The organism is Streptomyces sp. NPDC057271, from assembly GCF_042668715.1.
Taxonomy (GTDB): Bacteria; Actinomycetota; Actinomycetes; order Streptomycetales; family Streptomycetaceae; genus Streptomyces.
Genome location: NZ_JBHUYJ010000034.1, coordinates 2,526 through 9,763 on the forward strand (window position 1 = coordinate 2,526; position 7,238 = coordinate 9,763).

General features: G+C 69.8%; 2 protein-coding genes. Both read left to right on the forward strand.

The window, feature by feature from the left end:
- Positions 1 to 224 precede the first annotated feature (224 nt).
- Positions 225 to 6,683, forward strand: a complete 6,459-nt coding sequence (locus ACFUJR_RS17760; protein ID WP_383450526.1) for an RHS repeat-associated core domain-containing protein — start codon at positions 225 to 227, stop codon at positions 6,681 to 6,683.
- A gap of 132 nt (positions 6,684 to 6,815) precedes the next feature.
- Positions 6,816 to 7,220: a hypothetical protein gene (locus tag ACFUJR_RS17765; protein ID WP_383180281.1), complete on the forward strand. Its 405-nt coding sequence runs from the start codon at positions 6,816 to 6,818 to the stop codon at positions 7,218 to 7,220.
- Positions 7,221 to 7,238: the final 18 nt, after the last annotated feature.

Here is a 7,238-nt window from a genome sequence, read left to right on the forward strand (position 1 = left end):
AGCCCCCTGTCGGAGGGGGGTGTGCCGCCCCTCTCCACCCCCCACCCCCCACCCCGCTCACCAGCAGGCCGCCGGTCCGTCCGGCCGCCCGACCCGTCATGGGGGGATGAAAAGACATGTCCTTGGACAGAGTCAGAGCACGCTCACTACTCATCGCGAGATCGGTCCTTCAGGGAGTGCGGCGGCATCGCACGCGGTCCCTGGTGACCGTCCTCTCGCTGGCCATGACCGTCCCGGTCGGCCTGGCCCCGGTCGCCGAGGCCTCCTTCCCCCCCCCCCCCAAGCCCGAGCTGCCCGCGCCACGGGCGAGCAAGGTCGAGGTGATCGACACTCCCGGCGCCGAAAAGGCCCGCGACCAGGTCACCCGGGACCAGAAGGCCAACGCCGAACAGGCCGCGCGGGCGCTACGGGAGCAACGTTCCTCCTGGCCCGGCAAGGGCTCGGCCACGATCGAGCTGAACGGTTCGGCCGCGGCCACCGCCAAGCCCGGTGGGCTGCCCCTGACCGTCCGTCCGGCGGTCGGCAAGGGCGCCGTCCCGGCGGGCACCGACGCGCGGTTCACCGTGCTCGACACCAGGACCGCCGAGGCGGCCGGTGTCACCGGAGTCATGTTCACCGCCGAGTCGGACCGGTCCGGACACGCCCGACTGAGCGTCGGCTACCGGGACCTGGCCGGCGCGATCGGCGGCGGCTGGTCCCAGCGACTGCGCCTGGTCCAGCTGCCCGCCTGCGCGCTGACCACCCCGGCCAAGGCCGAGTGCCGCAAGCAGTCCCCGCTCCCGTCGGACAACAGCGCCACGGCACAGACCGTCACGGCGCAGGTCATGCTGCCCGAGACGAGCACCGGCCCGTCCACCCAGCTGGCCTCGGCCGCCACGGCCGGCTCCGGCGCGACCGTGTTCGCCCTGACCGCCACGGGGACGGGCGAGGGCCAGTCGCCCAACGGCAGCGGCGACTACACGGCCACCGCGCTCGCGGAGAGCGCCTCCTGGGAGGCGGGCGGCAGTTCGGGATCCTTCACCTGGAAACACGACTTCACCCTGCCGCCCGCCGCGGCCGGCCCCACGCCGTCCCTCACGCTCGCCTACAGCTCCGGAAGCGTCGACGGCCGCACCGCCGCCAGCAACAACCAGGGCACCTCGGTCGGTGAGGGCTTCGCCCTCAGCGAGTCCTACATCGAGCGCACCTACGGCAGCTGCGACGACGACGGCCACGACGACGTCCACGACCAGTGCTGGAAGTACGACAACGCCCGACTGGTCCTCAACGGCTCGTCGTCCCTGCTCATCAAGGACGGTGCGACGGGCAAGTGGCGGCTCGAGAACGACGACGCCTCCAAGGTGACCCGCTCGACCGGGGCCGACAACGGCGACGACGACGGCGAGCACTGGACCGTCGTCACCGGCGACGGTACGAAGTACGTGTTCGGCCTCGACAAGCTGGACGGTGCGACCACCCAGCGCACCAACTCCACCTGGACCGTGCCGGTCTTCGGCGACGACTCCGGTGAGCCCGGCTACGACAAGGGCACCAGCTTCGCGGGCCGGTCGCTCACCCAGGCCTGGCGCTGGAACCTCGACTACGTCGAGGACACCTCCGGCAACGCGGCCACCTACTGGTACGCCAAGGAGACCAACCACTACCGGAAGAACAAGGCCTCCACGGCCAACGCCTCGTACGAGCGCGGCGGCTATCCCAAGGAGATCAAGTACGGTCTGCGCAAGGGCGCCCTGTTCACCGACAACGCCGACGCCAAGGTGACCTTCGGCTACGAAGAGCGGTGCACCGCCGCCGACTGCACCTCGCTGACCAAGGAGACGGCCGACAACTGGCCCGACGTCCCCTTCGACGCGCTCTGCACCAGCGGCCAGAGCGACGAGGACTGCCTGGCCGTCGGGCCGTCGTTCTTCTCCCGCAAGCGGATGACCACGATCGACACCTCCTCCTGGAACGCCACCACGAGCGCCTACGACGCGGTGGACTCCTGGCTGATGACCCAGCAGTACCTGGACGGCGGCGACATCGGTGACACCTCGGACCACGTCCTCACACTGAAGTCGATCAAGCGGACTGGTAAGGCCGGCACGAGCATCGGACTGAACCCGGTCTCGTTCACGTACCACATGCGGCCGAACCGGGTCGACGCCACGGACGACATCCTTCCCCTGACCCGGCCCCGTATCTCCACGATCACGTCGGAGACGGGAGCGATCACCACGGTGACCATGTCGGCCCCCGAGTGCGTGCGCAGTGAGGTCCTCGGCGCCGCGGAGGACACCAACACCCGCAACTGCTACCCCCTGTACTGGAACATCAACGGGGCGGAGGACGCCTCCGTCGACTGGTTCCACAAGTACCGGGTCCTCGCCGTCACCATCTCCGACCCCGCCGGCCAGAACGACGCCGTCGAGCACGCCTACGAGTACAGCGGCGCGGCCTGGAACTACAGCGACGACCCGTTCATCCCCAAGGCCGAGCGGACCTGGTCCGACTGGCGCGGCTACCGCCAGGTCACCGTCCACAAGGGCGCGCTGAACACCACCCGTTCCAAGACGGTCTCGCTCTACATGCAGGGCATGCACGGCGACAGGAAGAAGGACGGCACCACCAAGTCGGTGAGCGTCGCCCCGCTGTCGAGCCCGGCCCTGGGCCTCGCCACCCTCACCGACAGCGACCAGTACGCCGGACACCTGCGGGAGCAGGTCGTCTACAACGGATCGACGCCGGTCTCCGCCGAGTCCAGCGAGCCCTCGTCGTCGGAGACCGCCCGGCAGACCGTCCCGGACGCCGCCGACCACGTAGCCCGGTTCGTCCACCCCAAGAAGGAGACCACGCACACCTACCTCACCGTGCCCGGGACCTGGCGCTCCCGCACCATCGAGAAGACCTACGACAGCTACGGCATGGTCGAGACGTCCGAGGACCGCGGCGACGACGGCAGGACCGGCGACGAGACGTGCACCCGCACCTGGTACGCCCGCGACCCGGGCCTGGGCCTGATCAGCCAGGTCTCCCGTCAGCGCGTCGTCGCCAGGGCGTGCGGCGTCGCCGACACCAGCCTCTCGCTGCCCGCCTCCACCACGACCCGCGGCGACGTCCTCTCGGACACCGCCACGGCCTACGACGGCGCCGTCTGGTCGACCGCCATGAAGCCCACCAAGGGCCTGCCGACCTGGACCGGACGCGCCAAGAGCTACAGCGCCACCGTGCCCAGCTGGCAGAAGACCGACAGCACCGGGTACGACACCCTCGGCCGCGTCGTCAGCAAGACCGACGCCCTGGAGAAGACCACCACGACGGCTTACACGCCCGTGGCGGCCGGTCCCCTCACCAAGACGGTCGTCACCAACCCCAAGGGCCATGCGGTCACCAGCTTCAAGGACCCGCGCCGCGGCCTCGACCTGCGCACCTACGACGCGAACCTGAAGAAGACCGAACTCGCCTACGACGCGCTGGGCCGACTGACCGGCGTATGGCGGCCCAACCGCAACCGGGGCGGCGGCTACAGCCCCACCCAGAAGTTCGGCTACTCGCTCAGCAACAGCACCCAGTCCTGGGTCTCCTCGGCCTCGCTCAAGGCGGACGGCGAGACGTACAACACCACCTACACGCTGTACGACTCGCTCCTGCGTGAACTCCAGGTGCAGGCACCCAGCCCGCAGGGCGGCCGGGTCCTCACCGACACCCGCTACGACACCCGGGGCCTGGCCTACGAGAAGCACGAGGAGATCTTCGACACCACCTCGGGCCCGAGCCCGACCTACGTCCGCGCGGAGTACGGCGAGGCACCCAAGCAGACGGAGACCGTCTTCGACGGCGCCGAGCGCTCCACCAGCACCAAGCTGCTGATCTACGGCGTCCCGAAGTGGACCACCACGACCACGTACACCGGTGACTCCACCGCGACCACCGGCCAGCAGGGCGGCGTCGGTGTCCGTATCATCACCGACGCGCGGGGACGCGACGTCGAACGCCGCGAGTACGCCGGCCCGAACACGACCGACGCGGCGTACGGCGGCGGCCTCGGGACCACCTACGCATCCACACGCTTCCAGCACACGCTCGACGACAAGGAGCAGTCCATCACCGGCCCCGACGGGGCCGCCTGGTCGTACGGATACGACCTGTTCGGACGCCGGACGAGCGTCACCGACCCCGACAAGGGCTCGTCCTCCCTCGGCTACGACGTCCTCGACCGGCTCACCCGAAGCACCGACTCGCGCACCCGGTCGATCCTGACCGGCTACGACGAGCTAGGCCGCGTCACCGGCACCTGGGACGGCGTCCAGGACGCCGCCCACCAGCTGACCGGATACACCTACGACACCCTCCTGAAGGGGCTGCAGAGCACGGCCACCCGCTACGTGGGCGGCACGGCCGGCAAGGCGTACACCAAGACGGTCACCGCGTACGACACGCTCGACCGCCCGACGGGTACGACCCTCACCCTTCCGTCGACGGACCCGCTCGTCGTCGCGGGCGCACCAGCCACCATCGCGTTCTCCAGCTCCTACCGTCTCGACGGAACCCTGGGGAACAACACCGAACCGGCCCTGGGCGGCCTGCCCTCCGAGATCGTCTCGTACGGCTACACCCCCCTCGGTCAGGTCACGACCATCACCGGATCCACCGGCTACCTGCTCGGCGCCGACTACTCGGCCGTCGGCCGCGCCCAGCAGTACACCCTGGGAACGGCGAACACCGAGGCCTTCAAGAAGGTCTACGTCACCAACACCTTCGAGGAAGGCACCGGGCGCCTCACCCGCACGCATGTCACGGACCAGACCCACCCGTACATGCTGATGGACACCAACTACACCTTCGACCAGGCCGGCAACATCACGGCCATCTCGGACCCCACCACGCTCGGCGGAACGAGCGCGGCCGAGACCCAGTGCTTCGGATACGACGGCAACCGCCGCCTCACCGCCGCGTGGACCCCCTCGTCGCAGAACTGCGCCGACCCGCGCAGCGCGACCGCACTCTCCGGCCCCGCGCCGTACTGGACCGACTACACCTACAACCAGGGCGGCCAGCGCACCGCAGAGATCAAGCACACGCCGACCCTCACCACCACCGACACCTACTGCTACAAGGAAGGCCGACCGCACCTCCTGTCCGGCACGAGCCGAAGCGCCGACTGCACCACGCCGGACAACGGCTACGGCTACGACGCGTCGGGCAACACCACCGGACGGCCCGGTCCCGCCGGGCGCCAGGACCTTGTCTGGTCCACGGACGGCAGGCTCGCCCAGGTCACCGAGAACGACGAGACCACCGACTACGTCTACGACGCCGACGGCAAGCTGCTCATCCGGAGCACCGAGAACGGCGAACGCGTCCTCTACACCGGCGGCACCGAACTGCACCTGCGGGCCAACGGCACCTCCTGGGCGCAGCGCACCTACTCCTCGGGCAGCCTGAACATCGCCGTCAGGTCCAACCAGTCCGGCACCAACAAGCTCTCCTACCTGGCGGGCGACCACCAGGGCACCCAGAGCCTGGCCGTCTCCGCGGACAGCGCGCAGACGGTCACCAAGCGCCGGATGACACCCTTCGGGGCCGAACGCGGCACGACCACCGGCGGCGCGTGGCCGGACGACAAGGGGTTCCTGGGCAAGACGAACGACACGAACACGGGCCTGACCCACGTCGAAGCCCGCGAGTACGACCCACTGATCGGCCAGTTCATCAGCGCCGACCCCAAGCTCAGCCCCGAGCAGGCGCAGTCCCTGAACGGCTACGCCTACGCGAACAACAACCCCACCACCTTCTCCGACCCGACCGGCGAGAAGGTGCCCGAGTGCGACAACCCGAGCAAGTACGGCATCACCTGCAAGGGCGGCGTCCCCGTCACCAGTGGTGGCGGCGGTGGCGGTGCGCCCTGCCCGAGCCTGACCAACCCGCAGTGCCCTGAGTACCAGGGTGGCGGCGGTGGCGGTGGCGGTGGCGGTGGCGGTGGTGGCGGTGGCGGTGGCGGTGGTGGCGGTGGCGGTGGCGGCGGCGGTGGCCCCGTCTACGGGCCGCCCAGCTGCGGTGTGCCTCCGCTGGCGGCCTGTGGCGGACCCGTGTACGGACCGCCGTCCCAGCCTCCGCTGAAGATGGGCCCCGACCCGCTGCCGATCCTGTCGTTCTCGGCCAACTGCGGCATCGAGTCCGACTGGAACTACTTGTGCAACGGCGGCAACGGACTCATGACATCCGGCGCCTACATCCAGGAGGGCTTCAAGGCGTCCGGCAGCATCACCAGCCAGGCCGCGAGGGACATGCGCAGTCACGCGGACCCGAAGGTGCGCAGCCAGGCCGCCAAGACCATGCGCTCGCTCCAGACCCACCCGGGAGTACAGCGCGTCGCGGCCGCCGGACGCGGATCGACGGTGCAGATGGCGGGACGGGTGACCCTCGTCGGCGGCATCGTGTTCACCGGGTACTCGAACTACCAGTCCACCGGTGGCGACATACCGTTGACCGTCGTGGAGACCGCGGTCGACACGGCCGTGGTCATGGGCGCGACCAAGGTGGGTGCGACGCTCGGCGCGGCGATCGGTACGGCCATCGCACCGGGCGTGGGGACCGTGGTCGGCGGGGCCATCGGCGCCGCGGCGGGAGCCGTCACCGGCATCCTGTCCACCGGACCCATCAACAACGCGATCACCAAGGGCTGGAGGAAGCTGTTCGGCTGATCTCCTGCCGGACGACAGCGCCGGGTGGACTCCGGGGTCGATCACGTACCCTCGGAGCCCGCCCGGCGGTTCCCCACCCCGAGCGGGAAGCTCACTGGACAACGAGACCGGACAACGAGAGAGAGCAACGCCATGACGCTCGCCATCGGATTCTTCTTCGGGTTCGGTGCCGCCTTCATGACCTGGCAGGCCGTCCGGTTGTGGCGCGACCCCGGACTCGTCGGCCACTTCATGGACACCTTCGCGTTCATGCCGTTCGGCCAGGAGACCAAGCGGGGCGAAGTACGCTCGCTCGCCCTGACCGCCGGCTCGCTGTGGGGCATCACACTGCTCCTCGTCGTGGGCATGCTCGACACCGGCACGTCCGCGATCGGGAGCGTCTTCTTCGTCGTCGCGCTGGTGACGATCCTCGGCGCCTTGGCGTGCGAGGTCTGCGTCGTCCTCTTCAACGCGCCGAAGTTCGTCGTACCGCCCCACATGAGGTCCGACCTCGGGGTGATCGCGGCGCGGCGTGAGAAGCGGCGCGCGCGGCGCTGACACCACGGAACGTGAAGT

Bases quoted from the DNA above. Each gene is read 5' to 3' on its own strand.
- ACFUJR_RS17760 (WP_383450526.1), top strand. From the start codon at position 225: ATGACCGTCCCGGTCGGCCTGGCCCCGGTCGCCGAGGCCTCCTTCCCC.
- ACFUJR_RS17765 (WP_383180281.1), top strand. From the start codon at position 6,816: ATGACGCTCGCCATCGGATTCTTCTTCGGGTTCGGTGCCGCCTTCATG.